The 26,078-nt window shown below is 46.2% G+C and carries 24 protein-coding genes and 1 pseudogene; 1 reads left to right on the top strand and 24 read right to left on the bottom strand.

The features are described 5' to 3' along the window. Positions 1-20 precede the first annotated feature (20 nt). The gene (locus ABN702_RS21725) at positions 21-1,436 is read right to left on the bottom strand and encodes a PTS mannitol transporter subunit IICB (RefSeq protein ID WP_417898658.1); all 1,416 of its coding nucleotides are present in this window, start codon (positions 1,434-1,436) and stop codon (positions 21-23) included. A gap of 191 nt (positions 1,437-1,627) precedes the next feature. Then, entirely contained in the window at positions 1,628-2,476 is an 849-nt protein-coding gene (locus ABN702_RS21720; protein WP_417898657.1) for a peptidoglycan DD-metalloendopeptidase family protein, read from the bottom strand. Positions 2,477-2,772: 296 nt separating this feature from the next. Here ABN702_RS21720 and ABN702_RS21715 point away from each other — a divergent pair, with 296 nt between their 5' ends. Beyond that, the gene (locus tag ABN702_RS21715) at positions 2,773-3,222 is read left to right on the top strand and encodes a VanZ family protein (RefSeq protein ID WP_417898656.1); all 450 of its coding nucleotides are present in this window, start codon (positions 2,773-2,775) and stop codon (positions 3,220-3,222) included. A 25-nt stretch (positions 3,223-3,247) separates the two neighbouring features. Here the strand turns inward: ABN702_RS21715 and spoIID are convergent. The 22 genes and pseudogenes from spoIID to ABN702_RS21605 all read right to left on the bottom strand — a co-directional run bounded on the left by spoIID (position 3,248) and on the right by ABN702_RS21605 (position 25,984). After that, a pseudogene (spoIID, locus tag ABN702_RS21710) lies at positions 3,248-4,266 on the bottom strand (stage II sporulation protein D). A 325-nt stretch (positions 4,267-4,591) separates the two neighbouring features. Beyond that, entirely contained in the window at positions 4,592-5,896 is a 1,305-nt protein-coding gene (murA, locus tag ABN702_RS21705; RefSeq protein ID WP_417898655.1) for a UDP-N-acetylglucosamine 1-carboxyvinyltransferase, read from the bottom strand. A 32-nt stretch (positions 5,897-5,928) separates the two neighbouring features. Then, the gene (locus ABN702_RS21700; RefSeq protein ID WP_417898654.1) at positions 5,929-6,732 is read right to left on the bottom strand and encodes a YwmB family TATA-box binding protein; all 804 of its coding nucleotides are present in this window, start codon (positions 6,730-6,732) and stop codon (positions 5,929-5,931) included. A gap of 608 nt (positions 6,733-7,340) precedes the next feature. After that, a complete protein-coding gene (locus tag ABN702_RS21695) occupies positions 7,341-7,571 on the bottom strand; it encodes a DUF1146 family protein (RefSeq protein ID WP_417898653.1) in 231 nt (76 codons plus the stop codon). Positions 7,572-7,801: 230 nt separating this feature from the next. Beyond that, positions 7,802-9,331 (bottom strand): NADH-quinone oxidoreductase subunit NuoN, encoded by a 1,530-nt coding sequence (nuoN, locus tag ABN702_RS21690; protein ID WP_417898652.1) that lies wholly within the window; start codon positions 9,329-9,331, stop codon positions 7,802-7,804. A 6-nt stretch (positions 9,332-9,337) separates the two neighbouring features. Beyond that, on the bottom strand, positions 9,338-10,870 hold the full coding sequence (locus tag ABN702_RS21685) for a complex I subunit 4 family protein (RefSeq protein WP_417898651.1): 1,533 nt from the start codon (positions 10,868-10,870) through the stop codon (positions 9,338-9,340). After that, a complete protein-coding gene (gene nuoL, locus ABN702_RS21680) occupies positions 10,867-12,735 on the bottom strand; it encodes an NADH-quinone oxidoreductase subunit L (RefSeq protein WP_417898650.1) in 1,869 nt (622 codons plus the stop codon). Before nuoL ends, ABN702_RS21685 begins: the two co-directional genes overlap by 4 nt. Positions 12,736-12,954: 219 nt before the next feature. Beyond that, positions 12,955-13,269: an NADH-quinone oxidoreductase subunit NuoK gene (gene nuoK, locus ABN702_RS21675; RefSeq protein WP_386642220.1), complete on the bottom strand. Its 315-nt coding sequence runs from the start codon at positions 13,267-13,269 to the stop codon at positions 12,955-12,957. Beyond that, positions 13,266-13,787: an NADH-quinone oxidoreductase subunit J gene (locus ABN702_RS21670; protein WP_224839740.1), complete on the bottom strand. Its 522-nt coding sequence runs from the start codon at positions 13,785-13,787 to the stop codon at positions 13,266-13,268. Before ABN702_RS21670 ends, nuoK begins: the two co-directional genes overlap by 4 nt. Continuing rightward, a complete protein-coding gene (gene nuoI / locus ABN702_RS21665) occupies positions 13,784-14,203 on the bottom strand; it encodes an NADH-quinone oxidoreductase subunit NuoI (RefSeq protein ID WP_417898649.1) in 420 nt (139 codons plus the stop codon). The genes ABN702_RS21670 and nuoI overlap by 4 nt, the downstream gene beginning before the upstream one ends. Before the next feature lie 475 nt (positions 14,204-14,678). Continuing rightward, complete coding sequence (gene nuoH / locus ABN702_RS21660; protein ID WP_417898648.1) at positions 14,679-15,692, bottom strand: NADH-quinone oxidoreductase subunit NuoH; 1,014 nt, start codon at positions 15,690-15,692, stop codon at positions 14,679-14,681. Beyond that, the gene (locus ABN702_RS21655; protein WP_224839742.1) at positions 15,692-16,792 is read right to left on the bottom strand and encodes an NADH-quinone oxidoreductase subunit D; all 1,101 of its coding nucleotides are present in this window, start codon (positions 16,790-16,792) and stop codon (positions 15,692-15,694) included. Before ABN702_RS21655 ends, nuoH begins: the two co-directional genes overlap by 1 nt. Positions 16,793-16,795: 3 nt before the next feature. Further along, positions 16,796-18,025, bottom strand: coding sequence for an NADH-quinone oxidoreductase subunit C (locus ABN702_RS21650; RefSeq protein ID WP_417898647.1), 1,230 nt, complete (start codon positions 18,023-18,025; stop codon positions 16,796-16,798). A 2-nt stretch (positions 18,026-18,027) separates the two neighbouring features. After that, complete coding sequence (locus ABN702_RS21645) at positions 18,028-18,540, bottom strand: NuoB/complex I 20 kDa subunit family protein (RefSeq protein WP_204413003.1); 513 nt, start codon at positions 18,538-18,540, stop codon at positions 18,028-18,030. Further along, the gene (locus ABN702_RS21640; RefSeq protein ID WP_417898646.1) at positions 18,531-18,905 is read right to left on the bottom strand and encodes an NADH-quinone oxidoreductase subunit A; all 375 of its coding nucleotides are present in this window, start codon (positions 18,903-18,905) and stop codon (positions 18,531-18,533) included. The genes ABN702_RS21645 and ABN702_RS21640 overlap by 10 nt, the downstream gene beginning before the upstream one ends. Before the next feature lie 482 nt (positions 18,906-19,387). Further along, a complete protein-coding gene (locus tag ABN702_RS21635; protein ID WP_417898645.1) occupies positions 19,388-20,569 on the bottom strand; it encodes an endonuclease in 1,182 nt (393 codons plus the stop codon). Between the two features lie 160 nt (positions 20,570-20,729). Continuing rightward, entirely contained in the window at positions 20,730-21,056 is a 327-nt protein-coding gene (locus ABN702_RS21630; protein WP_417898644.1) for a TM2 domain-containing protein, read from the bottom strand. 474 nt (positions 21,057-21,530) lie between these two features. Beyond that, on the bottom strand, positions 21,531-22,475 hold the full coding sequence (locus ABN702_RS21625) for an IS3 family transposase (protein WP_417898643.1): 945 nt from the start codon (positions 22,473-22,475) through the stop codon (positions 21,531-21,533). 5 nt (positions 22,476-22,480) lie between these two features. Further along, positions 22,481-22,795 (bottom strand): helix-turn-helix domain-containing protein, encoded by a 315-nt coding sequence (locus tag ABN702_RS21620; protein WP_417897840.1) that lies wholly within the window; start codon positions 22,793-22,795, stop codon positions 22,481-22,483. 283 nt (positions 22,796-23,078) lie between these two features. Beyond that, positions 23,079-23,480 carry a F0F1 ATP synthase subunit epsilon gene (locus ABN702_RS21615; protein WP_386642195.1) on the bottom strand — a complete coding sequence of 134 codons (402 nt, stop codon included), beginning with the start codon at positions 23,478-23,480 and terminating at the stop codon, positions 23,079-23,081. Between the two features lie 25 nt (positions 23,481-23,505). Next, positions 23,506-24,924 carry a F0F1 ATP synthase subunit beta gene (gene atpD / locus ABN702_RS21610; protein ID WP_417898642.1) on the bottom strand — a complete coding sequence of 473 codons (1,419 nt, stop codon included), beginning with the start codon at positions 24,922-24,924 and terminating at the stop codon, positions 23,506-23,508. 199 nt (positions 24,925-25,123) lie between these two features. Beyond that, a complete protein-coding gene (locus ABN702_RS21605; RefSeq protein WP_204413008.1) occupies positions 25,124-25,984 on the bottom strand; it encodes a F0F1 ATP synthase subunit gamma in 861 nt (286 codons plus the stop codon). Positions 25,985-26,078 lie beyond the last annotated feature (94 nt).

Genomic DNA, 26,078 nt, shown 5'->3' with positions numbered 1-26,078 from the left:
CTCCGTCCCCTCTTTTGTGGTTATTTCAATTTTTCGATAAGCTCATCATATTTAGGGCTGTTCAAGAAGTTCTCTACAGAAATATGCTTAGCTTCTGGATGTTTTGCTTTTGCACGATCGGTTAGATCTTTATGCGTGATGACAATGTCGGCATCCATCGGGATATTATTGATGGACGAGTTTGCGACATCAATGGAAAGTCCCGCCTTTTTCATTTTGTTCTTCATGATGGAGGCGCCCATTGCGCTCGAGCCCATTCCGGCATCACATGCAAAAATGATTTTGTTTACTTCTTTTTCTTCGACAGGTGTTTCTTCTTTTTTAACCAGTACAGAGGCTCTGCTTTCTTTTCCTTTTAATTCGGAAGTTTTTTCTGTCGCTTTTGCAAGTTCTGTTTCGTCGATTTCCTTTGATCCTTTTAAAATAACGGATGCAATCAGGAACGATACAACAGAAGCAACTAGCACTCCTGCGATAACTGGCAGGAATCCGCCTCTTGGTGTCAAGGCCATTACTGCAAAAATACTTCCTGGTGACGGCGCTGCGACTAATCCACCATTGAACAATAGTAAGGTGAATACACCAGATGCTCCCCCTCCGATTGCGGCTAAAATAAGTGCCGGCTTCATCAGGATATACGGGAAGTAGATTTCATGAATCCCTCCGAAGAAATGGATGATGGTCGCACCGGAAGCGGACTGTTTTGCCATTCCTTTTCCAAAAATCATGAATGCTAAGAGGATACCAAGACCTGGTCCAGGGTTTGCTTCAAGTAGGAACAGTAAGGACATTCCTTCACGGGCAGCCTGTTCAATTCCGATTGGTCCCAGGATTCCATGGTTGATTGCGTTGTTCAAGAAAAGTACTTTTGCCGGCTCAATCAGAATGCTCGCTAGTGGCAGCAGGTTTGCATCAACCAGTGTTTCTACTCCGGCTGCCAATGTTTTGTTCAGCGTTAATACGATTGGTCCGATTGCCTTGAATCCGATAATCGTAAGAATCCCTGCGATAATCCCAGCTGAGAAGTTGTTGATCAGCATTTCGAATCCTTGCTTCACTTTTCCATCAATGGCTTTGTCGAACTTCTTGATCGCATAACCACCAAGAGGTCCCATTACCATAGCCCCAAGGAACATCGGGATGTCCGCCCCAACAATAACACCCATTGTGGCGGTGGCACCAACTACCCCACCTCGCAAGTCATAGACCATGCGTCCACCGGTAAAACCAATCAAGATTGGCAGCAGGTAATTGATCATCGGTCCAACCAATGTTGCCAATTCTTCATTTGGCCACCAACCGGTTGGAATAAATAATGCCGTAATCAACCCCCAAGCAATAAATGCTCCGATATTCGGCATGATCATGCCACTAAGATGACTCCCAAAACGCTGTATTTTCACTTTATAATTAGAATTTGAATTATTAGAGCTCATATTTTATGCCCCCCTTGTCATTTCTTATCTTTATATTAAAGCGGTTTCATTGGTTAATCCACTGATAGTAAAGTCCTATTTGGCAATGTGGTTGTTGACATTTTTAAAGAAAGGGAAAAGTGACAAGAAAAAAGAGCACCCACTCAACAGGAGGGGTGCTCTCGCAATCATTTATTTAACAAGACTTCGTATTAAGTTAGATAGCTGACGTTTTCTTCTTCCTCTTCAGAGTCAGTTCCTTCGTCGCCTTCTTTTTCTTCTCCATCTTCAGGCTTGTCTGTGCCTTCAGCTGGCTTTTTTTCCTGCTCGTCAGCCGGCTCGCTGCTCTCTTCGGAAGCTTGTCCCTCTTCGTCAAGAAGTGCTGTTACCGGTCTGTCAAAGTACTCAGTAGGATTTACTGCTACAGAATCTTTGCGGATTTCAAAGTGAACGTGGACGGAATCCTTGTTCATCAGGCTTGTACCCGCTTCTGCGATCTTTTGGCCTTGGTCTACGAAATCACCAGCTTTAACTGTTACATTGGAAAGTGCCTGGTAGTAAGTTTTAACACCATTCAAATGCTCGATTTCTACAACATTACCTAAAAGCGTGTCTTCTTCTGCACGAGTTACAGTTCCACTTAAAGATGCTACGACGTCAAACGTTTCGCCATCTTTCATTTTGATATCTACCCCAGTGTTTGGATGGTACATACCATTGTAGTATACGAAAGATGCCTCTTGCTCTTCCTCGGATGCATCTGCATCCCAGAATTGCTTTTCGATCACTGCGGAATTTTTGTCCGTTACCGGCATTACGAAGTTTTCGACTGGACGGTTCACCTCTACTGCATCGTCTTCATTGTATGAAGTAGTTGGTCCTTGTCCGTTGTTGTTTTCATTCTCTGGATTTGTTTCCGTGTTACCTGCTTGGAACATTAAAACCGCTGTCAAAATGATTGCTGCGCTTGCTAGATAGATTGCCGGGAATACCCAACGCTTTTTCATTAAACGCTGCCAATTTGAATTTTGAGAAGTCCGTTTCTTTTCTTCCTCTCTCATTGTATCATCACCTCAGCAATCATTCTGAACAGAATCAGAGAATAATATACACACAGTCGAAAAAAATTTTAAAAAACTTATTTTCCTTCAAAGTGTGCGGAATTATGCATGAGGGGGGAAAGTTTTTTTAGGGAGAAAATTATTAAGGGGGCCAGACCCCTGCAGGAGATGCGGGATGGGTGTCGAATAGTTTAGAGTTTTGGTATGATTAGATGGTCTTATAAACCTTCTTTGATAACACCAACTCTCCCATTAAGAAGTCACAACAGCTTATCCATAATAAAGGAGCGCAAAATATGTTTCGCAATACAATCAGATTTTCTTTAAAACTCGCACCTTTCGCCTACATGGCATTCATCTGGTTCCTATCCAGTAATCCCGCAGACGCGTTCGTCGACACCGGAATGTCCTGGGACAATGCTTTCAAGGAATCACTCCATCTCATTGAATTCGGGATACTGTACGTTATGCTCGCTCTATTCTTCCTTATAGACGGTAAACTCACAACGAAAACAAACATCCTCTGCGCAGCCATCGCCATCGCCTACGGCCTAACAGACGAAATCCACCAATCCTTCGCCCCTGCCCGGTCTGCAACCGTGATCGACTTCGTGAAGGACACAATCGGCGTACTCATAGCATTTTTCTTTATTCATCATGCTTACTTTGGAAACCGCTTCAAGCAACTCGGCGCCCTTTTAAGAAAAATCGAAAACAAATTCAAAAAGCCCGTATCACTGAAATAAATGATACGGGCTTTTTTCTATTATATTATTGCTTCGCCGTCAGCTTCGTCAAATACTGCTCTGCACTCCCGATCTCAACGCCCTTATAATAATGAGCCACAATATCCGAATGCTTTTTCCCCTCAAGCGCCATGCCGTTCGCGCCGTATTGGCTCATCCCGACACCGTGCCCGTAGCCTTTAGTGGTGATGACGATATTGTCGCCCTTTCGCTCCCAACTGAAGTCGCTTGATTGCAGCTTCAGTTTTTCGCGGACTTCCCTTCCAGTCAGCTGCTTGCCGTTGATCTCGACCGTGTCGACACGATTGCCGGTTGTGCGTGCGGTGATCTTCCCTATCGTGCCATCTGAGCCCAGCTGAACGTCGAGTTTATTTTGGAAATCGGCAACAGATAGGCTGACCTGCTTCAGGAACTTAGGCGTATCGATGTCCCATGGGCTTTCAACGCTTCGCAAGTAAGGAATTTCGTTTGGCCAGTATTCCTCCGAGTTTTCCGTTTTCCCGTTACTTGTGGAGAAGAAGCTTGCGGTGATGGGTTCATTGTTATAGGTAAGGATTTGGCCGGCTGTGGCTTTCACGGCTTCTGTCACTTTTGCCAGCTTCCATGCATAATCGTCTTTCCAAATCGCTTTAAGTTCCTCTTGCCCTTTATACACTTGATGTGCCACCGTATCCGTCACATCAGCCCCCTCAGGAGTCCCAATCTTCTCCCCGCCAACAGGTGCCTTAAAATAAATGTTCGAGCAGCGAGCGCCTGTGCCTTCAATGCCTCTTCTTCAAACTCTGCAGGCATTTCTGAGGCTACCACTCCCACCACGTACTCTTCCAATGGAATGTTTTCTATTGCATCTTTATTCGCACGGTACACCGCTACATCAATGGGTGATTCCGTTACTGATGACTGGACCTGCTGTTTGTTCTGGAGTTCTTCGGCGAGTTTTCCACTCACTTTGTCGGTGAACGGCATGACTAGCAATGTTGGTATCATTAATACCATGACGAAAAGGATGGATGTTAGTACGATGAATGGTTTTAAGTTTCTCATAGCGTCGAGCCTCCGTTAAAAATTTTGAGTAGTTGTTAGCACCTTTACTCTTTCATTCTTATGGGAGCGGACAAGCAATTATGACTAAAAACTGGGCAAGTTTTGGCGAGGCGTTTGTATAGAAAGAAAGCGGGGGGAAAAATATTTCGAACACATTACGCATAACTGGTAAATGTTACATTCCTATAAAAATGCATTTTCTTAAAAAAAGTGGAATAAAAATAATAGAACAATCCATAATAAATGAGGTGAAAAAAAATAAAATGAGGGCCAGACCCCGGCAGGAGTTTGACCCTCTTCGTAGAATATATGTTATTAGGAAGGTTTATGCTTCTTTGATCTGCTCAAGGATGACTGTTTGTTCTTGTTCCATTGAGCTTACACGTTCGATGTCTGCACCAAGTCCTGCTAGCTTGTTGTGGAAGTTCACATAGCCGCGATCTAGGTGTTTCAGTTCTGTAACGCGTGTATATCCATCTGCAATTAATCCCGCCAAGGTTAATGCTGCTGCTGCACGCAAGTCTGTCGCCGCTACTTCTGCACCTTGTAAGCTTGATGGTCCGTTTATGACAACAGAACGACCTTCAATCTTGATATCACCGTTCATGCGACGGAATTCTTCCACGTGCATGAAGCGATTTTCGAATACAGTTTCCGTGATCATACTTGTGCCTTCAGCCGCTAGTAAAAGAGACATCATTTGGGACTGCATATCAGTAGGGAATCCAGGGTGAGGCATTGTTTTGATGTCAATAGCCTTCAGCTTTTCTGGTCCGATAACACGTAATCCATTTTCGACTTCTTCGAATTTAACGCCCATTTCTTCCATTTTGGCAATAAGTGAACTGGAGTGTTCCGGCACTGCGCCTTCAACGATTACGTCTCCGCCAGTGATTGCAGCTGCTACCATGAAAGTACCTGCTTCAATACGGTCAGGGATGATGTCGTGTTTGCAGCCGTGAAGCTCAGACACACCTTCGATTCTTAATGTTCCAGTTCCCGCGCCACGAACTTTCGCTCCCATGGAGTTCAAGAAGTTCGCCAAGTCCACGATTTCCGGCTCTTTTGCTACGTTTTCCATGATCGTCGTACCTTCTGCAAGCGTCGCCGCCATCATGATGTTTTCCGTAGCCCCTACACTTGGGAAATCCAAATATATTTTCGCGCCTTTTAGTCTTCCGTCTACTTCAGCGTCGATATAACCATTTCCTACTTTCACTTTCGCACCCATCGCTTCGAATCCTTTTAAATGCTGATCAACCGGTCTAGAGCCGATTGCACATCCACCAGGTAGAGCAATTTTCGCTTTTCCGTTGCGGGCAAGCAATGAACCCATTACAAGTACAGATGCACGCATCTTTCTTACATATTCAAACGGTGCTTCGATATTCAACTCTCTCGTTGCATCGACAGTTATACGATTATTTTCAAAATCAACATCGGCATTAAGAAAACGCAAAACCTCGTTAATCGTATAAACGTCGGAGAGCTCTGGTACATTTAAGATTTCGCATTTGCCTTTGCTAGCTAATAGTGTTGCGGCGATAACAGGTAGTACTGCATTTTTTGCTCCCTCTACTTTTACAGTACCTTTCAACCTTTGTCCGCCGCGGACGATAATTTTTTCCAAAATTTTCCCCTCCGCGTCATATGTTCTATATATTAATATTCAACAGTAATAATTGGCGTGCCTACAATCACGGTAGTCTTATCGCCCAATCCTTGTTTTCGTAACCCAATTTGTAAGTTCATCTTTCCATGATGTGTCGGAAGAACATTATTCCATAATTCAGTGTATGCTGAAACTGAAACAAAGGTATCTTCATTCAACTCTTCGATTACTCTTGCTGAAAATGCGTCCAGCAAAATATTTGTCGTATTTTGCAAACCACCTTCAATTTTATCACTGAAATCGCCTGTCATACAACTAAATATTTCAATGTTCTCTTGAGAAATATTGGTAAGATTAGAATGGAAGTCCTTTAGTATCTCCCTAGCCGAGGTATTTTCCCAACCATATCCAGTGACTTCATATAATAAGTACGATGTTGGGGCTGAGTTTGTGTGGGTTGTGATGAGCTGAAGGGATTCTTCCTGCTTTAATGAATCATTATAATGAGTTCCAATCGCTTTCCATTGATCCTCTTCCACTTCCACAGTCCAGTTTAAATGGCCCATCTTCTGTTTTAAACCATTTACCTCTTTTTGAAAACCTACTAAATCCCTAATTTTATAGACGTTGTTTCTGCCATAAAGTTTCCACTCTCTAATATTAATTTTTTTCTCTTGAAAAACTTGAGCAATTTCAAGTATCTCAGTACTGATTTCGTTTGGTAATTGAGCTCTGCTTCTTTCATTCCCAAGAATTACCCCAGTAAAACATATTAACAAAATAAAAATCAAACTAATTACCCGCTGCACCGTCTTCTTCCCCGTTTCACCGCTCCAAATCTTATCTCTTGTCATATCCCCCACGTCCCTTTCTCTCTTCTCTCCTTACTATCCATTCTTACCACCAAAAGCCGCGTCATACATGGGAATAATCGTCAAATTTCTCATAGGGAGCTGGCAGGGAATTTGTTAAAAAAACATCAAATAGGGGCCAGACCCCGGCAGGGAATTTTCGACATATGTCGAAAGGCGCACACTTTTTAGATTTTTTATTTCTTGTTGACTGATGTCAGCAAATGGCAGGACTTTTTTCATGGGTTTGCGTTCGCGAGGGATATATTACCAAGTATTTTATTGGTTTGCTTTTGAAAGCGAGTATCGACAGTAAAAAACAGGTTTGGGTAACTGTTTTTCGTGTTTTGAGCATTGTTCAATTGGATGAGATTGTAAAAAGCGATGTCTTTTGAAGGCTTATGCACAAAAATGGTGCAGGTATGCACATTTTTTTCGATTTACGCAAAAATAACCCTGGTTTGCAGAAAAATTTAGATTTGCATGCAAAAATCAAAGGCTTATGCACAAAACGCAATTATCAACAAAACACGTCATCCTCCGAGAAAAGCCGAGGCATATTACTTAGCCTCGGCTCCCTATTTTCCGTTATTTATTCCAAAGACTCCTACCTACCACATCATCGGCAAACGCTGCGATAAGAACAGGTAATCCAAAAAGAAATTGCTCACCGCTGATCCAATTGCAATTGTCACCAGAATAAGCAGCAGTCTCATCTGCACCACACGATTCGGCTTCATCCATTTTTCGTAGTGGATGGACTGCAGCGCCCACCAGGTGATGCTGATGAAAAGCAGATGCGACAGGATGCTGATCAATGATTGTACGCCAATATCAACCATATTGCATCTCCTTTCTCCATTCGTGAATGTTATTTATGTATACTTCTTTCCGCACTTGAAAAGATATAAGTGTGATTTTCATAAAGGGAAATCTGACGCTTTATCGCTTTAACGCACAGCTGGTCAGGCCCCTACAAAAAAGAGAAGGAGCATATCCCCATGCTCCTCCTCCATTAAACCATATTCCCCTTTTTACATTCAAACCGTGAGATCGCGCCTATTAGCGGTTATCATCTGCCTGGCGCGAAGAAGTCCATGAGCACGTCGAGGTTTCCGTTGTAGAAGTCGAGTGCCAGGCCTGGCATGATTCCAAGTGCGATGGTCCCGAGCGCACAGAGGATGACCGTGATCCAGATCCCCACTGGTACGGTGATTTTCTCTTGGCTTGCTGCTGGACGGAAGAACATTTGGGTCATGATACCGAAATAGTAAAAATACGAAATGACGGTGGTTGCGATCAGAACCGATGCAAGGACGTATGCCTTGGATGGTTCTGTGATCGCGCCGACAAAAATCCCCAGCTTCCCGATGAATCCGGCTGTTCCCGGGATTCCGGCAAGTGATAATAGGAAAATGCTCATCAGCACAGCCAACACCGGCGAGCGTCGGTACAACCCGGCGAACTGGCTCAGATCTTCTGAATCTTCCTTGGATGTAAGCACCTGCAGGACTGCCAATGCCCCTATGTTCATCAGAAGATATGCCGCCAAGTAGAACCACATTGTCTCAAAAAGGAACAATAGGTTAATCGAGCTGATAGCGACAAGCAGGTAACCTGCATGTGCGATCCCAGAATAGGCGAGCATTCTTTTGACGTTGCGCTGACGCAAAGCTACTGCGTTCCCGACCACCATTGAAACGACTGCAAGCAATGCGATCATATCTTTCAGCGAGAAAAGCATGGAATTCTGCCCTTCTGCAGCAGGCGTCATCAGGAACAGCGAAATGAACAATCGTGCGATGATGACAAAGCCCGCAGTTTTGGAAACGACCGCAAGGAATGCTGTAACAGGTGTCGGTGAACCTTGGTACACGTCCGGCGCCCACATATGGAATGGGGCGGTGGCGAGTTTAAAGGACAATCCGACAAACATCATGACAAATGCGATCATCAACAGGAATTGCATGTCACCGGCACGGGTTTGCATCAGAATCTGCTGCATTTCCAACAGGTTGGTTGTGCCTGTCAATCCGTACACATAGCTCATCCCGAAAAGCGTGATGGCAGTGGCGATTCCGCCGTTGATGACATATTTCATCGCTGCTTCATTGGACTTCAGGTTCTTTTTACGCAGTCCAGCCAGCACGTAAGAGGATAGGGATAATAGCTCCAATCCCACAAACAAGGTGATCAGGTCTCCGCTTGACGCCATGAACATCGTGCCAAGGGTCCCTGCCAATAGTAAATAGTAAAATTCTCCGCGATATTCCTTCAAGCCTTCCTTCGGTTCGTAGCTGACTGCCATCAGCATGACAAGTGCCGATCCTGCCAACAACAGCAGCTTGAAGCCTTTTGCAAAGCTGTCCAATCGATAGGTTTCAAAAAGGATGCTTGTGACCCCGCCCTCATCAAAGTAGGACAGTACCACAAAGACGATCGCAGCCAAAATTCCTGCAAACCCGATCCATCCGAGGATGCGTCGGTCCACGTCCTTTGGCATAAATAAATCTAACAGAGTTAAAAGAGTGATTACACCAAGGATGATGAATTCCGGTGCCATTGCTCCCCACTCAAAGCTGAGCAGCGTATCTAAATCCATCTTTCATCACCCTCCTATTCCTAAAATAATGGCTTCGATGGTGGCTTGAAGCGGCTCTGCCAGAATGCTTGGATAGACACCGATCAATACGATGAAGAACAGCATCGCAACCACGGGAATGAATTCCACTCCGCGAATGTCGAACACCTTTTCCCCATAAGCCGCCGTCTTTCCAAAGGTCATGCCCATCACTGCGCGCAGCAGGTAGGCCGCGGTCAGGATGATCCCAAGGGTCCCGATTGCCGCTACAACCGGCATTTCCTTGAACAGTCCAAGGAATGCGAGGAACTCACTGACAAATCCGGACATTCCCGGCAAGCCAAGGGACGCCATTGCGGCGACGAGGAAAAAGCCCGCCGTAAGCGGCATCACTTTTGCCAAGCCACCAAGCTTGTCAATCGTTGTCGTGCCAACACGCTCATGCATCACACCGATCAGGAAGAACAGGAGTGCTGCGATGAAGCCGTGGGAAACGACTTGGAAAATGGCCCCCTGGACGCCCGCTTCGTTCATGGAAGCGAGTCCGACCAGCACAATTCCCATATGCGAGATACTGGAATATGCCAGTACCATTTTGAAATCTGTTTGAATCAGTGCAAGGAACGCTCCATACAGTAGGTTCACGACACCAAGGATTGCAAGGATGAACGCTAGCTGTTGGAACTGCTCAGGGAAGATTCCCACCCCGAAACGGATCAGACCGAATGCCCCGATTTTCAGGAGCACTCCGGCATGCAGCATCACGATTGATGGCGGCGCCTGAACGTGCACTTTCAGCATCCAGCTGTGCAAGGGCACGATTGGCAGCTTGATTCCGAATGCAACAAGCAACGCGATCAACAGGCCAAGTCGGAAATCATCCGTCATGCCGCCGATCAATGCATCGTTGCCCGAATGGAACAGATATGTGATATCTGCAATGTTCATCGTTCCTGTTTTTGCAAAAAGAATGACAAAGACGATAAGCAATATCGCAGATCCAAGTCCGTTGTAAATCAAGAAACGGTATGCGGCATTCTCTTTTTCAAAATAGCCCCACTTCCCGATCAGAAAGAACATCGGAATCAAGGTCAGTTCAAAGAAAAAGAAGAATAATAATAGATTTTCAGAAGCAAAGACTCCCAGCATCCCGATCTGTAATAGAAGGAACAGGATGAAATATCCCTTCCACTCCTTTTTGATATGGATGGAAGCAATCGCTGCAAGCGTCGAGAGCACGGCGGTCAGAAGGATCATCACCAGTGAAAATCCGTCGATGCCAAGCTCATAGGAAATCGGCTGGTAGAGCTCGATTCCATATAGGCCTTGCATCGCTTTCTTGTTACCGAAGCTGAACCATTCCGCTTTAACCGCGAATTGCTCCAGCCCCGCTCCAACCTTGTACTGCCAGAATGCGATAATAGCGAATATCAAGGAAGGCAAGGTAGCCGCGAAGCCGACGAGCTTGATCAGCTTCTCATTTGTTTTTGGTATGAACAATAATGCCAGTACACCTAATAGAGGGGCGAAAATCAAGATTGTCAAGAACATGCTGTTCATCCTATGTACCCCCCTGTGAATGCAAAAATAATCAATAGGATTGCGAGGCCGACGAATGCAACAGCGCTGTAGACCTGTGTCTGGCCGTTCTGCATCTTCGCGCCAAGGCGTCCGATGGATTGGGTCGCATAGGCGATGCCCTTCATCGTCCCGTGAACGAGGAATTCATCGACATACTTCAGGAATAGGCTAATTACGCGCGTACCGTAGACGAATGTCATTTTATAAAACTCATCGACAAAGTATTTGTTTCGTAAGATTCCATATACATGCGGTGCCCCTGTGCTGAACGTCGCACGATCGATGGAACGGCGATAGTAGATCAGGTACGCAATGCCGATTCCAGCGACGGAAACGAGGATTGCAGCGACCATGATCCATGCCGGGCCTTCAATATGGGACGGGCCGTACATGTCTGTTCCTTCTGTCAACCAATCTCCCAGGAAATGACCGAACCACGGGGTATTCATGTACCCAGCCACGACTGCCAAGACGCCAAGCACCATCATCGGGAAGGTCATGACGGACGGCGACTCGCAGGTCTGGCGCTGGTCCCCGCGTGCCTCGCCTGTGAAGACAAGGAAAAAGAGGCGGAACATGTAGAACGCTGTAAAGAATGCTGCAATCAATGCCAGTGCAAAAAGGAACGGATTCCCGTTTACCCAAGCGGCAATCAGAATCTCTTCCTTACTGAAGAATCCGGAGAACAATGGAACCCCAGTGATCGCGAGCGTTCCGATCAGAAACAGGATTCCGGTTGTACGCATTTTTTTCCATAGTCCGCCCATCTCATCGATATTCTGGGTATGTGCGGCATGGATGACGCTACCTGCTGCAAGGAATAGCAGGGCTTTGAAGAAGGCGTGTGTGGTCAGGTGGAAGACTCCAGCCACATAGCCTGCAGAGCCTAGCGCCAGCATCATGAAGCCTAACTGACTCACAGTCGAGTAGGCTAGTACTCTTTTAATATCCTTTTGAACAAGGCCGATCGATGCGGCAAAAATCGCGGTGAACGCACCAACGATCGCAACTGTCATCAAGGCCGTTTCACTCGCTGCGAATAGCGGGAACAGGCTGGCTACCAAGTAGACCCCTGCCGCAACCATTGTCGCGGCGTGGATGAGGGCGGAAACCGGAGTCGGACCTTCCATCGCATCCGGAAGCCACGAGTGAAGCGGGAATTGACCGGATTTCCCCATCGCCCCGATGAATATCAGGATCGCGATGAGGGTCAGCATGCCTGCTGAGATCACTCCTGCATTTACAGCAGCAAAAATCGCATCATATTCAAAGCTTCCAACCTGCCAGAATAATAGGATGATCCCGATGAACAATCCGACATCCCCGATACGCGTCATGATGAACGCTTTTTTGGCAGCAGCTTTTGCATCTTCTTTAAAGAAATAGAATCCAATGAGCAAGAACGATCCCAGTCCCACGAGCTCCCAGAAAATATAGAGCTGGATGAGGTTAGGCGAAATCACTAAAGCCAGCATGGCAAAGGTAAAGAGCCCGAGGTAGGCGTAGAAGATGTGGAAACGCTCATCTCCGTGCATATACCCTTTGGAATAGATATGTACTAATAAGCTGACAAGTGATACTACGACAAGCATCAAGGCATTCAATTGATTTACTTCATATCCCGCCGTCAAAGTCACATCGCCGATTTTAAGCCATTCGAATGTGGCCTTGAAGGTTGGTGCCGAAAACCGCTCCCATAGTGCCATTACCGAAAAAATGAGAGAAAGTCCGATGAGCGCGATTCCAACAAATGCACTCGATTCTTTCAGTTTTTTCCCAATGAACAAGAGTAGGATAAAGGAGATCAGCGGAAAAAGCGGGATGATCCAAGCATTTTCCATCATCGTATCAAGTCCCCTTCTCTTACGCGGGCTTGTATTATTCCCACGCTTTTATCAAGCAAGTTCGTTAATTCCGGGTTCAAAAAGGAGGATAAAAAGAGCAAAGAAGTTCAAGGAAGCGAAGGCTCGAGCACCGCAGTGTATTTTGAGATACATGAGGAGCGGAGAGACTAAGCTGACGCAGAAATTCTATAGCTTTTTACCGGACTTTTTAAACTTCCTTTAATTTTTCAACGAATTCATTTCATCGATATTTACCGTCTTCCGGTTGCGATATAGCGCAATCAGGATAGCTAACCCTACCGCTGCTTCAGCTGCTGCGACCGTTATGGTAAACAGAGAAAACACTTGCCCTGTAATCGACGGGTTAATACCAAATTTACTAAATGCAACTAGGTTAATATTCACCGCATTCAACATCAGCTCGATACAGATCAGCACGATGACCGTGTTTCTTTTCGTCAGTGCCCCGTAAAGGCCGATACAAAAAAGAATAAGCGCTAATACCAGGTAGGCCGATAATGGAACTGTTGTCATTCCTTTGTCGCCTCCTCTTCTTCATCATCACGTTTTGCCAGTATGATCGCTCCGACAAGCGCCACTAGTAATAGCACCGATGTCAGCTCGAATGGAATCACGTATTTTGCATAGATTGCAAGACCGATCTGCTCTGTGTTATCCACGTGCAGGTCAGCGGCACCACTGCCAAGGTCCAGGTTGTACACGCCGAAATACATCAACCCGGCGAAACCAAGGACACCGAGGCCCACAAGGATTTTCCGAGTGAGTCCCGCAGTTTCGGTTTCATCGTTATGGCGCGTCAGCATGATCCCGAACAGCATGATGATTGTGATGGCACCTGAGTAGATGAGAATCTGAACAAACGCCACGAACTCAGCGGAAAGCATCACATAAATGCCGGCGATGCTGATGAAGGTGAACACAAGGGCGACGACCATGTGCACCACCTTCGTCAAGTTCAGCATGAGCACGCCACCGGCAATCGCAGCAAGCGCGAGGCCTATAAAGGCAATAAATTCACCGGATATACTCATGCTTTATTCTCCCTTCTGAGGTTCGTATCGTTTTCATCAAGCCACTCGAGATTCTTGAAAAGTCGATCGCGGCTATATTCCGCAAGCTCGAAGTTGTTTGTCATGATGATCGCTTCTGTCGGGCATACCTCTGTACAAAGGTCGCACAGGATACAGATTTCAAAGTTGATATCGTACGTATCGATGATTTTCCCTTTTTTCGTCGGATCCGGATGTTTTTTCCCGGTAAGCTGGATACAGTCTGTCGGACAGATGTTTGCACACTGATTGCAGACGATACACTTTTCCGGGTAGAATTTCTGGATACCGCGGAACCGGTCCGGTAGTGGAAGCGGCTCCTTCGGGTAGTTGTATGTCACTTTTTTCTTGGATAAGTTTTGTAGGGTATATTTCAAACCTTTTGCAAGACCGCGCATTTCGCTTCACCCCTATTCTTCCGTTACGCTAAGTAAGAAAGGCATTTTTATTGGTTATTGGTAAAAGTTTGCCCGTTGATTTCCGCTCCAGACACTTGCTTTCCGCGGGGAGCGATGGGAGCCTCCTCGGCTTTGCCTGTGGTGTCTCCCATGCCCTCTATTTTCCCGCAGGAGTCAAGTGTCTTCCGCTACAATCAACTCACGGTTTTAAACATTTTTTAAAGCTGTTTTCGCATACTTTGTTGCGCTTTTTTAGAGCACATTATTGATTTATTCTCCCCTGTTGATTGTAGTGCAAGGCTTGAGACTCCTGCGGGAGCAGCGTGTCAAGGGAGACCCCGCAGGCGCACAAGCGCCGAGGAGGCTCCCGAGGCCTTCCTGGATAAGCGAAAGCCTGGAACGGAGATCAACAGGGTGTTTAATGTGGACACCTTATTTTCAGAAGATCAATTTGTTTAAAGCAACAAATAAAACATTATTTAAAGAAGATTTCCTTAATGATCGCTGTGAAAAAGATATTTGCCAAAGCAACCGGCAGTAGTACTTTCCAACCGAATTCCATCAGTTGATCCGCTCTGAGGCGAGGGAACGTAACACGAATCCAGATAAGGAAGAATACGACTAAGCTGAACTTCAACGCGAACCAGATGGCACTAGGAATGAAGTCCAGGAATCCGCCGAATGGAGCCAGCCAGCCGCCAAGGAAAAGAACGGTTGTCAAGGATGCCATTGCGAACAGGTACACATACTCAGCAAGCATGAAGAATGCCCAGCGGAAGCCGGAATATTCGACATGGTAACCCGCTACAAGCTCCGACTCCGCTTCCGGCAAGTCGAATGGTGTACGGTTCAACTCTGCGACAGAAGCAATCATGAAGATCAGGAATGCCGCCGGCTGCAAAAGGATGAACCAGGTTGTATCGCCTTGCGCTGCCACGATTTCGTTGAGGTTCAAGCTTCCCGCTAAAAGAACCACCCCGATCACACTCATGACAAGCGGTACTTCATAGGAAATCATCTGTGCCGCAGCACGCATGCCCCCAAGAAGCGAGTATTTATTGTTGGACGCCCAGCCTGCCGCCACAACCCCGACCGTCGTGATACCGGAAATGGCGATGTAGTACAGCAAGCCGACCCCGATATCGGCAAATTGAAATTTGTCGGTGAACGGAATCGCAGCCAACACCAGGAATGCCGGTGTAAATGCGATGACTGGCGCCAAAATGTATAATGGTCGATCCGCATCCTTAGGGATGGTATCTTCCTTAATTAACAGTTTCAGGACGTCCGCCACAGTTTGCAGGAGGCCCCATGAACCCCCAACCTGGTTTGGTCCCATACGTCCTTGCATGAAGCCCATTACTTTACGCTCAGCGAGGATTCCGTATGTAACGAAGCCCAGCACCGCAAGTAAAAGGGCTGTTGCCAGTCCGAAGAATATGAAAAAATTCGTCCAGGACGGTGATGATTCCAGCAGATTTTGTACCATTAACCATCAACCTCCCCAAGAACGATATCAATTGCCCCCAAAATGGTGATCAGGTTCGCCATGTTCTCCCCTTCAAGCAGCTTCGGTAAAATCTGCAGGTTGTAGAACGATGGGCGACGGAACTTCAGGCGGTAAGGCTCTTTTTTACCGTCACTGGCGATATAGCAGCCGATCTCCCCACGAGGAGATTCGATTCGAACGTACGCCTCACCCTTTGGCGCCTTGATGATCCGAGGCACCTTTGCCATGATCTCGCCCTCTGCCGGGAACTGTTCCACCGCTTGTTCGATGATTTTTAAGGACTCCTCGATTTCCTCCATGCGGCAATGGTAACGTGCCCATGCATCCCCGCCATCACGGGTCGGCACATCAAAATCAAAGCGGTCATAGATCGAATACGGCTCATCCTTGCGCAGATCCCATTTTACGCCGGTACAACGCAGGTTCGCACCACTAAGTGAGTATGCAAGAGCATCCTCCTTCGTATAGCGGCCCACCCCTTTTACACGGCTCATGAAAATCTCGTTTCCTGTCACCAGGTCGTGATAGCCCTTCAGCTGCTCCCTCATATAAGGAACAAACTCGGCAACTTTTTCGATCCAGCCCTCCGGCGCATCCCACTTCACTCCTCCAACACGCATATAGTTGAAGGTCAGTCGGGCACCTGACAGCTCATTCAAAAGATTGATGATCATTTCGCGCTCACGGAACGCATACAGGAATGGACTGACTGCCCCGATATCGAGGAGGTACGTTCCATACCAGACAAGGTGACTCGCCACACGGCCAAGCTCCATTGCAAGCACGCGAAGGTACTCGGCACGGTCCGGGATCTCAAGCCCCATCATCGTCTCCACTGCGTGACAGAGCACATAGTTGTTTGTCATCGCGGACAGGTAATCCATACGGTCCGTATAAGGGATGATCTGTGTATACTGCAGGTTTTCCGCCAGCTTCTCTGTCCCGCGATGCAGGTATCCGACGACAGGTGTAGCCTCCTTGATTATTTCTCCATCAATCTTGACCACCAGACGGAACACCCCGTGCGTACTCGGATGCTGCGGTCCTACATTTAAAAGCATTTCCTCCGTGCGAATCATCTGCTACACCTCCACATCGTACGGCTCATAATCTTTTCGAAGCGGATGACCGACCCACTCATCCGGCATCATGATTCGCGTCATATTCGGATGTCCGGTGAACTGGACCCCAAGTAGGTCATACGTTTCTCGCTCCGGCCAGTTTGCTCCCTCCCACAATGGCTGCAGGGATGGAATGACAGGATTCGCGCGACCTATCTTCACCTTCAATGCCACCGACTGACGATTCTTATAGGAGTAAAAATGATTGTAGATCTCCATATGCGTCTCAAAATCAGATCCGTGCATCTCCGACAAATATTCAAACGTCAGCTGTTCATTATATCTTAAAAATTCTGCTATTTTAAAATAGGTCTCCGGTTTGGCAACCAAAGTCGGCACATCTTTGGACAGGGCATTGATATAGGAATCTTCTAAAACGTCCTCGCCGAGATGGTCGTTTATTACTTTGACGTACTTGTCCAGGTACTTCTGGTTCGGGGATGGCGCTGCTTGTGGTGTGTCTGCATCTTCTGCTGCCCCTCCGCCAGCTTTTGCTGCTGCAGCTGCTTTGGCCTTGGCTGCCGCTGCTGCTTTGGCTTTCGCCGCTGCGATTGCCTTCGCTTTTTCCTTGGCTAGGTCATCAGCGTCGGCTGTTTCGCCGGCACCACCTTCGCGGTTCTGCTTTGCCAGGGCTGCTGCCTTTGCCTTTGCGGCTGCGGCTGCTTTGGCTTTGGCGGCTGCGATCGCTTTTGCTTTTTCATCATCTGCTCCAGCGTCGGCTGATTCCGCCCCGCCTTCGTCACGCTTCTGCTTGGCGAGTGCTGCCGCTTTTGCCTTCGCTGCTGCTGCCGCTTTCTTTTTTGCCAGCTCCTTTGCATCGTCGGTTGAATCGTCTGCTGTTCCGGAGGCTGCTTCTTGTTCCTTGGCTTTTTGTTTCGCTAGTGCAGCTGCCTTTGCTTTCGCTGCGGCTGCCGCCTTCTTTTTCGCAAGCTCTTTTGCGTCATCTTCTGCTGGTGCTGCGGTTTCTTCCGCTGGTGCAGATTCCTGCATTTCTTTCGCCTTTTGCTTGGCTAGTGCTGCTGCTTTGGCTTTTGCCGCAGCTGCCGCTTTCTTTTTCGCAAGGTCCTGGTCGTCAGCTGAGTTGCCGCCCGCTTCCTGCTCCTGTTTCGCTTTCAATTTTGCCAGGGCTGCTGCCTTCGCTTTCGCCGCGGCTTCCCTCTTTTGTTCTTCTAGGCTTTTTTCATCGCTCACTACTAGATCACCTGCTTCCCTGTCTTAGCTTCGTGGCGAATTTTCTCTCTCAATTTATTGATTCCATAAATAAGAGCCGCTGGATTTGGCGGGCATCCCGGAATGTACACGTCTACAGGTACAATCTGGTCCACTCCTTTGACAACGGCATAGGATTTGATATACGGACCACCCGCAGTAGCACAGGATCCCATTGCAATGACCCACTTCGGCTCAGGCATTTGATCATATAGGCGTTTCAGGACGGGTGCCATTTTTTTCGTCACGGTACCTGAAACGATCATACAGTCCGATTGACGCGGGGATGTACGGAAAAAGGACCCAAAGCGATCCAAATCGTAATGAGAGGAACCTACCCCCATCATTTCGATTGCACAACAGGCAAGTCCAAATGTCATCGGCCACATGGAGTTGGAGCGCGCCCATGCTTTCAGCTCTTCTAAAGTTGTCAGGAAGACGGTCTGCTTGAGCTCTTCCATTTCCTCGGGTGATATACTCTCTAGATTTAGATCCATTTCAACACCTTCTTCTTCCAAGCATAGATTAATCCGATCAGCAGCATCACTACGAAAATAAGCATCTCAATCAATGCAAAGATACCTAATTTCTCATATGCCACCGCCCATGGATAAAGGAAAACTGTCTCTACGTCAAAAATGACGAACAACAGAGCAAATATGTAATAACGAACATTAAACTGGACACGTGAATCATGAAAGGGATCAATTCCGCTTTCATAGGTCGTTTGCTTAGCTGCAGTCGGTTTGTGCGGACGCAACAGTCTCCCTATCGCAAGCGCAACGACCGGTAGTAAAATCCCTAGAGCCAAGAATACAACCACGATCAAATAGTTATTTTGATATAAGTTTAGTAGATTCATGCCCGCCCCCTCCGAAGCTTTCTATTTTTCAGACTGCTCTCAATATTTAAATTTGTAACCGATAACAATTATATCAAATACCAATATCTGTGTCACCATCATATATCCTTATTATGATTAATGCTTCGGGAGTGGAAGTTTGTTGTTTGTTATTTCACATTTAAATGGGAATAAGGTATTGTTTATGATTATTTAGATGGCCGTAGTTCCAAATTTATTTTTTAGACCACGATTTCCTCTTTGGTGAGCGATCGCGGGTTCATATCGTGGTTTTGAGACCACCATTTCCTGTTTTTCGCCCGATCGTGGTCTCATTCCGCCTCTTTGAGACCACCATTTCCTGGTTTCCGCCCGATCGTGGTCTCATTCCGCCCTTTTGAGACCGCGATATCCCTTCCAGCGACCAGTCGTGGTCTCATTACCTATAAAAATCTCAACACCCATTGAAAAAAGACGCTTGGCAATTCCCAAGCGTCTTTCCTCTACCAAATCATATCCGCAAATTCAGGGTGGTCGATGAATGGATTGCGGTTCCCCTGGTAATCTTCAAAAATGATATCATTCCGTCTGATTTCCCGAGCATCCACCGGGTCCTCCTCATGCCACTCTAGCAGGACGGACATTTTCCCGTGTAACGGTGCGCTTCCGTTGTTGACTAGATTGTTGAGCTCAAGATCAAGCTCCCCGCTGTCCCCTTCATAGCGGACTGCCATGTAAAACAACATGCGCGCGACGTCCCCTTTCACCTCATCACGAGGCTCCCAGGAATCGCTGTCGTAAAAATTGCCTAGTGCCTCAGAATGCTCCCTTCCTCCGTTGTCGAAATCGAGATTGCTTCGGGAGGAGTTAACAGAAGCATCTGTCGGTCTTAAATGATGGAGATCGGTGCCTGGCCCTCTCGCTGTACCGAAGTCACCGTGGGATTTTGCCCAGACATGCTCGCGGTTCCAATCATTTGCTCCCCCGCCGTTTGAGGATTTCGATTGGGAGCGCCCTGTATAAAGAAGAATGACGTTGTTTGGATTGTTTGGATCTTCATCTGTTACTCGCAAGGCTGCCCATAATGCGTCATAGGAGAGAGTCTGATGGTCATCGATGATGTTATGCAATGCCGTTTTCAACGCTGCGCCTGTTTTGCCTTCTGCGTCGCTATAGTATTCTTCATAGACAGGAGGTGGATCTATCGGGTCTTCAGGGTCCGTTGGCGGCGGATCAGTCGGATCATCCTCTCCTATCAATTCGAATGCTGTTGCCGACTTCAGGCCAGGGTGGGAGAAATAAGCCGTAAGAGAGCCTGTTACTTTAATTTTCTCCCCTAAAAGGTCGGGATTGCTTTTGAGACCGAAGCTTGTTCTGAACGATGAAGGAATCTGTACATATATCATGTTTGAGGTATTCAATTCAGTGGATGTGTCTGCCAATGCGAATGCATAGTCGTTCGGAAAATTACTCGTGACGACTGTTGTCGTGGATGTAGGCTGCCCCACAATATATCCTTCCACTGTTTGTGTGGAACCATTTTGACTGGATACTGCCTGGGTGACTGTTAATGGAGAAGTCCAGGAACCTGACCCATCTGCATTCATCTGACTTGGTGATATTTGGCCACAGGCAATGGTAAAAGAGAAAAGAAGAGCAACGATGCTGAGGATTTTTCTGTTCAAATAATCCGCCTCCTTGTGTGTTCTGCATATTTAGCGTACAACATCCGCTGTAAAATTAGGATGAATTTTGTGTAAATGGGTGAAAATGAGTCTAATGGAGTAGGAGGATTGGAGATTCCAAATGAAAGAAGCCCCATAAGGAGCTTCTTTCAATAGTTTATTATGCAGTTGCGTTGCCTGGTGCATTGGCATATAGCTTTACTTTTTCGATGATCTTTCTTTCAATCTCATCGTTTTTCTCTTCCAATCTACGACCAATGAAGAATACGTCTACTAGATTCCAAATGAATAGAGTAAAAATACCGAATAATAGCATGCAAACAGCGTAGCCCGTATCTCCAGCATAGAAGCGGTGTCCTGCAAAAGTACCAGTAAACCACCATAAAACGTAACCAAGCGTCTTCGATTTTTTCTTTTTATCCATCTCAGACTGTACCATGGCCAATTGCTCAGCCGTCAAACCTTGCTTTTGTAAAATTGAACTCATTCTGTAATATCCCCCTAATGGATTAGTTTACCAATTAATTATAGATTTGACATGAATAAATAGCAATACCTAATTCTCTAAATTGAAGTGGTGTAATTCCTTACACTCTATGTGTAAGGTTGGAGAAACTGACCAGATTTTCATTAAAACAAGGTAATTGAAGATCTTTTAGGAACAGTTACCTGATTTTTGGTTGGTCGGGGTCTATTTACGATATGAATCTGGGTGATTTTTCATTTTGGGAATTATTTTTCTAGTCTTATAGTATCCGCAGGGAGTCTCATTTTGACATATCAACGGTTTTGGGCGGGATATCAACGGTTTTCTATTTTTATCAACGGTTTCGGTTTGACCCCCTAATTCCTGACGAATTCTCCAAGAAGCTAAATGATTCTTAGTTTTTCATTTTTTCATTTCCTTCTTCACTTTTGACCTTTGCGGATTAGTAAGTGAAGAAGGAGAAATCCTGCATTCTTAAAGGCTTAAGGCCATTTTTTCGGGGAAGCCAATATCCTTATATTTCTCATAGAAATTTACGGGAGACATTCTGCCCAGGCTACCATGATATCGGCGGTGATTATAAAACTTCATGAACTCATCAATTTCATAGTAAGCCTCCTCAAAAAGTTCGAAATCATAACGCCTGAATAAATCTCTCTCTAAAATACTAAAAAACGATTCAATATAGGCATTATAATTTGGTGATCTGGGAGGAATCCTTTCATGAAAAATCTTATTTCTCTCGCAAAATTCACCAAAAAGATTACTGACAAATTGAGGTCCGTTATCTGTTCTTATCACAATACAATGATCGTCCGTCTGCTCTAAAGCCTGTAACCCACGTCTAATAATGGCTTCATTAAGCATTCCCGTTATATCCTTGGCTGTGCATCTGGGTCCTCTGTAATATCCAACAATGGCGCGGTCAAAAACATCAATCGCACATGCGACAAAGAAAAACCTTCGGCTTCCAGAAATGGCCCCATATTTTATATCAAGCTGCCAAAGTTGATTAGGGGCAGTAACGAGCCGATTGCGGACAAATCTTTTTGGATACTTCGGATTACCCATTCGCTGGGGAAGGAGAATTCCTAATTTCCTGCATAACCTAGCGACCTTTTTATGATTAATTTGAAGGTCGTGGTGATCTTTTAGAAATTGAGTTAGATTTTTTACACCATATGTTTCGCCGTCCCCTTCGATGGCCTCCATTAGAAATTCTTCTATCTGCTCATCCGGAATGATTTCTCCTCTATTTGTTTTAGAGTAACCTGGAATCGGACGTCCTCTTTTTTCCTTAGCTACCGCAGCTTCTTCCATGCCATTATGGTAGTAATATAGGGATCGGTTAACCCCCGTTACCTCAGAAAGTTTAGTGATGTGAAACCCCTCCTTTGCCCATAGTCGAACCTCTTCCAAGACCGTCAGGGCCGGTACTGGGTTTTTTTTAATATGTTTCTAAGCATGGCAACTTCCAGCTCTTTTTCACCTAGGAGTTTCATGGCCTGTTCGTATTTAGCCTTCAGCTCTTCTTTTGTGGGTTCAGTAGAAACAATAGCTGATGTTGGATCCTCCATTTGTTCCCTTACCTCATCCTCATACTCTTTGATCCACTTCGTAAGGGTAGTCCGAGAAATTCCTGCATGACGGGCGATGGACGAGTAATTACCACTTTCTAAAGCCATTCGGACATAGTTTCTTTTGACTTCCTCCAAGGCTTCAATCTTTTTCTTTGGCATTGAAATTCCCCCTCCCTAATTCCTGTGATTTTATGTCTCTAGTGTACTGTTTTCAGTACAAATGTGTCCAAAGGAATTAGGGGGTCGTAGAGGTTTTTACTCACATATCAACGAAAATTTTCATTTATCAACGAATCGGAGCAGGATATCGACGAATAGACAAAAAGCTACACACTTTTACAAATTTCGCACGCAATGCACTTCCATCCCCCACTCCCCCGTAACAAAAAACCCCCACTACCAAAAGTGGGGGTCTCTCTATCTATACACGGGTCACCAGAAGTTACCCTCTTTTTGCTACATTGATGCGGTTGATTGCGCGTTGGAGTGCAAGCTCGGCGCGGCGGTAGTCGACGTCATCCTGTTTGGATTGAAGTCTTTGCTCCGCACGTTTTTTTGCTTCCTCAGCACGAGTAAGATCGATTTGCTCAGCTGCTTCTGCAGATTGTGCAAGGATCGTAACTTTATCAGGACGCACTTCTAGAAATCCTCCACTGACAGCCACTTGTTCTGTAACTCCGCCTTTTTTCATGCGGACGCCACCGATTTGAAGTGGGGCAACCATAGGAATATGTCCAGGTAGGACGCCAAGCTCTCCGCTTTGAGCTCGTGCTACTACCATCTCTACGTCTGATTCATAAACCGGGCCATCGGGAGTAACTACACTGACTTTTAACGTCTTCATTTCATTCCCTCCTAGGTCCCTTTAATTAAACTTCTACACCCATTTGCTTCGCTTTTTCCACTACTTCTTCGATGCGGCCGACTAGACGGAATGCATCTTCAGGTAGGTGGTCGTATTTGCCGTCAAGGATTTCCCTGAAGCCCTTCACAGTTTCTTGGACAGGAACGTAAGAACCTTTTTGTCCAGTGAACTGCTCCGCTACGTGGAAGTTTTGAGATAAGAAGAATTGGATACGGCGAGCACGTTGAACGATCAACTTGTCCTCATCCGTCAACTCATCCATACCAAGGATGGCGATGATGTCCTGTAGTTCTTTGTAGCGTTGTAAAGTGGATTGCACTTCACGAGCTACTTTATAGTGGTCTTCTCCAACTACTTCCGGTGATAGTGCACGGGAAGTGGAAGCAAGAGGATCCACCGCTGGGTAGATACCCATCTCGGAAAGCTTACGCTCAAGGTTCGTTGTTGCATCCAAGTGAGCGAAAGTTGTTGCTGGAGCCGGATCCGTGTAGTCATCGGCAGGTACATAGATCGCTTGGATCGATGTTACAGAACCTACGGATGTAGACGTGATACGCTCTTGTAATTGACCCATTTCAGTAGCAAGAGTCGGTTGGTAACCAACGGCAGATGGCATACGGCCTAGTAGCGCGGATACCTCAGAACCTGCTTGCGTGAAACGGAAGATGTTATCCATGAAGAAAAGAACGTCCTGACCTTGGTCATCACGGAAGAATTCAGCCATTGTAAGACCTGTTAGTGCAACACGCATACGTGCTCCAGGCGGCTCATTCATTTGTCCGAATACCATGGCAGTTTTCTTGATAACGCCGGAATCTGTCATCTCGTGGTAAAGGTCATTTCCTTCACGAGTACGCTCACCAACACCTGCGAATACGGAGATACCACCGTGCTCTTGTGCGATGTTGTTGATCAATTCCTGGATAAGAACTGTTTTACCTACACCTGCACCACCGAATAGACCGATCTTACCACCTTTGATGTAAGGAGCAAGCAAGTCTACTACTTTGATACCTGTTTCAAGGATTTCAACAGCAGTTGATAATTGTTCGAATGTAGGAGCTTGTCTGTGAATCGGATCACGACGAGAACCTGCTGGGATTGGAGCATCCAAGTCGATGTTTTCTCCAAGTACGTTGAATACACGACCTAGTGTTACGTCACCTACTGGTACAGAAATAGGATGACCAGCATCTTCTACTTCCATGCCGCGAACGACACCATCAGTAGAAGCCATAGCGATTGTACGAACTGTGTTGTCCCCTAAGTGAAGAGCAACTTCAAGCGTTAGAGTAACATCAACTTCGTTAGCGCTACGAGCTTTATGATTAATATGAAGAGCGTTGTATATTTCAGGAAGATGTCCGCTGTCGAACTTAACGTCAACAACCGGACCCATGATTTGAGTAACGCGACCTTTCATCGTATTCCCTCCTAACTTACTTTTGCAAAATTTTTGGCAGCATTTAAAAGCGGTCCTTCAAATGTTGCGTGGTGTCTAGCTCCGGCGGCTAGCCCCTCGAGGTCATAAGTCATTTTTCTGCGGAGGTCAAAAGAACGACCTCCTCCGAAAACTGCCTTATGCTTGTCGGGGCTGAGCGAGCCGCCTCCGCTTTTCGTTTCTATTCCAGAGCGGAAGCACCAGCTGTGATCTCGGTGATCTCTTGCGTAATCGCTGCTTGACGGGCACGGTTGTAAGAAAGTGTAAGTCCATGGATAAGCTCTTTCGCGTTATCCGTTGCACTTTGCATCGCTGTCATACGAGAAGCGTGCTCACTTGCTTTTGCATCCAATAATGCGCCGTAAATCAGGCTTTCTGCATATTGTGGCAGTAGTACTTCCAAGATGCCCTCCTGGGAAGGCTCAAACTCATAGGATGTGATTTTTCCTGTTGTAGGAGCGATATCTGTAAGAGGAAGGAGTTTCTTTTCCGTTACCTCTTGAGAGATGGCACTTACAAAGTGGTTGTAGTACACGTATAACTCATCAAACGTCCCATCAGCAAACATGCTTACTGCACGGTTTGCGATGTCTTTGATTTCCGCAAAAGAGACTTGGTCTCCAAGGCCTGTGATTTCTGAAAACACAGGAATGTTGCGTTTTCTGAAGAAGTCGCGGCCAATACGACCGATGGCAATTACTGCGTACTCATCTTGAGACTTATGACGTTTTTGAATAGTTTGATGAACCGTACGTAAGATGTTGCTGTTGTAGGCACCTGCAAGTCCACGGTCAGAGGAGATGACGATGTATCCAGTACGCTTGACCGGACGGGTCTGAAGCATTGGATGCGTCACATCTGTGCTTCCCAGTGCGATGCTTGCAACAACCTCTTGAATTTTATTCATATATGGACCAAAAGCTTTTGCATTGGTTTCTGCACGATTTAATTTCGATGCGGATACCATTTGCATGGCTTTGGTGATTTGACTTGTCTTCTTCGTCGAGGTAATTCTCGTTTTTATGTCGCGTAATGATGCCAAAGGTTCTCACCACCTTTTTAACCCTATTCAGAGCGGTCAGACACATGGAAAGGAGGAATCGAAGGGTATTCGGTTTCCTCCATTACTATGTGCG

The organism is Bacillus haimaensis (assembly GCF_048270625.1).
GTDB classification, from domain to species: domain Bacteria; phylum Bacillota; class Bacilli; order Bacillales; family Bacillaceae_I; genus Sutcliffiella_A; species Sutcliffiella_A haimaensis.
Note: the sequence above shows the minus strand (reverse complement) of the source record. Positions and strands in the feature narration are given on the sequence as shown.